Annotated in this window: 1 pseudogene; it reads left to right on the plus strand. The window is 82.4% G+C overall.

Annotation, left to right across the window (positions count from 1 at the left end):
• Positions 1 to 183: 183 nt before the first annotated feature.
• Positions 184 to 2,622: pseudogene (locus I6A81_RS40865) on the plus strand (hypothetical protein); the annotation flags it as partial.

The following is a 2,622-nucleotide window of genomic DNA, read 5'->3' on the forward strand; positions in this document are numbered from 1 at the left end:
GGGGGGGGCGGGGGGGGGGGGGCGGGGGGGGGGGGGGGGGGGGGGGGGGGGCGGGGGGGGGGGGGGGGGGGGGGGGGCGCCCTCGGCCCACACGGCTCGGCGGTCGCGGTCCTGTCGCCCGCCGCGTTCGCGCCGGTCGCGGAGTATCTGCGCGCCGAGGCGCTCACCGCCCTGCCCGCGCCGATGCGCCCGCTGCTGGTGCGCACCAGCGTGCTCGACCAGCTCTGCGGCCCGCTGGTGGCCGCGGTCGCCGCCGATCCGGCGGGCGGGGACCGGCTGGTGGCGGAGCTCGCCGACGGCGGCCTGCTCGCCGCGCCGCTGCCGCTGGGCTGGCCGCGGCCGGGCCACGAACCGGCCGACGCGCCATCACCCGTCCCCGCGGGCGGCTGGTATCGCTACCACCAGCTGCTGCGCGCGACGCTGCGCGAGACGTTGCGGCGTGACCCGACCGAGGACGAGGCGGAGCTCAACCTGCGCGCCGCGCTCTGGTACGCGGCGGACCGCCGGCTGGTCGACGCCGCCCGGCACGCTCGGCGGGCCGGCGACTGGCGCTACCTGGCCTGCCTGGTCACCCGTGGCGCGGTGCCTTTGGTGCTGCAGGGCGACCTGCCCGACCTGGCCGCGCTGCTGGCGGACTACCCGGACGCCGCCGCCGGGTTCGGGCCCGAGTGCGCGACCGTCGCCGCGCTCGCCCGGGTGCTCGCCGGCGACACGGCCACCGCGGGGGAGCATCTGTCGCTGGCCCGTTCGGGGATCGGGCCCACCGCGGCCACGGTCCCCAGCGGCTCCGGGACCGGCTCCGCCCGGGCTGGCCTGGCCGCCGACGCCGCGGCGGGCCGGCGGACGCTGCTGGCCGCCCTCGAGGCCGTCGAGCTGCGCCGAGCCGAGCTGGTCGGTGACGCCGACGCCAGCCTGGCCGCGGTCCGCCGGGCGTTGCGCCCGCGGGCAGTGGCGCCCCATGGCCCGGCCGCCGGGCTGCCGGACGCGCTTCGCCCGCTGGCGTTGTGCGCGCGCGGCCGGGCCGAGCTCTGGCGTGGCCGGCTGGACGCCGCGGAGGACGCGCTGCGGGTCGCGCTCGCCGAGGCGAGGCGCGCCCGCCTCGGCGGTGGCGAGATCAGCTGCCTCGGCGCGCTGGCCCTCGGCTACGCGCTGCGGGGCCGGTTGCGCCAGGCGGAGGAGACCGCGACGGCGGCGCTCGCGTGCGCCGGGGTTCGTGCCGGATCCGGGGCTCCTCGCTGGTCGGCGACTCCGGTCGGGGAGGCTCCGGTCGGGGAGGCCTGGAGGCCGATCCGGGAGGTCGGAGATCTGGGAGGTCGGCGATCGGGCGGCTCCGACGGCCGGCCCGGGAGGTCGGCGGTCGGGGAGGCCCGCGGGCCGGCCCGAGAGGCCCGCGGGGCGCGCGGCGCCGTCGCGCCCGCCGGCGTCGGTGCCCTGGCCGCGCCGGCCGCGGCCCTGGGCCTCGTCGCGCCCGGCGCCAGGGAACCGGGCGCGGTCGACCCGGGCGGCACGGATCCGGGTGCCGTGGACCCTGACTCGTTGGACCTGGCTGTCCTGGGTCTGGGTGACACCGGGCTGGGCGACGGCCTGGGCGAGGTCCGGGGGCCGGGCGCCGCGCCGAGCGCGCCCGGCGCCGTCGAGGCGCTGCTCGCCCTGGCCGTGGTCGCGGGCTACCGGGGAGACCCGGCCCGCGGGCTCGGCTGGGTGGACCTCGCGGGACGCGCGGCCGGTGTCGGCCAGGCCGGCCGCCTGCCGGACCTGGTGAGCGTCCTGCGCGCCTGGCTGCGGCTGGGCCGGCGGACCCCGGAGGACCTGCGCGCCGCCCGCCGGGCCCTGGCCGCCGTCGGGGCGGGGGACCACCCGGCGCTGCTCGTGGTGGTGCGTGAGGCGACCCAGGCTGATCTTCTGGTGGCGGCCGGCAATCCCGACGCCGCCTTGCGGGCGCTGGGCCGCGGCGAGGCCGCCAGCCGGCGGGACTGGCCGGCCGTGTCGCTGGCCAGGGGCCGGGCCCAGCTGGCCCAGGGGGACGCGGCCGCGGCGGCGCTCGCCGTCGCGCCGCTGCTGCGCGCCGACGCCGGTGGCCTGGTGAGCGTGGTCGCCGCGTGCGCGATCAGCGCGGTCGCCGCGGCGCGCCGCGGCGACGGTGCGCAGGCGGGCGGGCTGCTTGCCCGGGCGTTCGCGCTCGCCCAGGACGAACCGCTGGTGCGGCCATTCGCCGATCTCGGCCCGGAGGTGGTCGCCCTGATCGACGCCCACCCGGGGCTGTCCGACGCGGCGCCCGACCTGGTCGTCGCGCTGCGGGCGGCCGTGGGGGCCGACGCGCCGCGGCGGGAGCCGCGTGGCGGCGCCGAGGCCGACGACCGGCGGGAGCTCGCCGCGCGGGAGAACGCCCGGCCGGTGACGGTGCCGTCCGCTCGGCGGGCACCGCTGCCGGCGGGGCACGCGGCGCCGGAGCGTTCCGGGGGGCGGGCCGCTCAGTGGCCGTCCCGGGACGAGCGGCCGGCGCGCTCGGGTGACGGCGAGGCACCCGAGCACGCCGGCGCCCCCGCCCCCCCCGGGGGGGCATGCCGGGGCCGCCGGCCCCGCACCCCCCCCCGCGCCGCGGGGCCCCCCCCGCCCCGCCGG

This window comes from Frankia nepalensis, assembly GCF_016786325.1.
In the GTDB taxonomy this organism is placed as follows: domain Bacteria; phylum Actinomycetota; class Actinomycetes; order Frankiales; family Frankiaceae; genus Pseudofrankia; species Pseudofrankia nepalensis.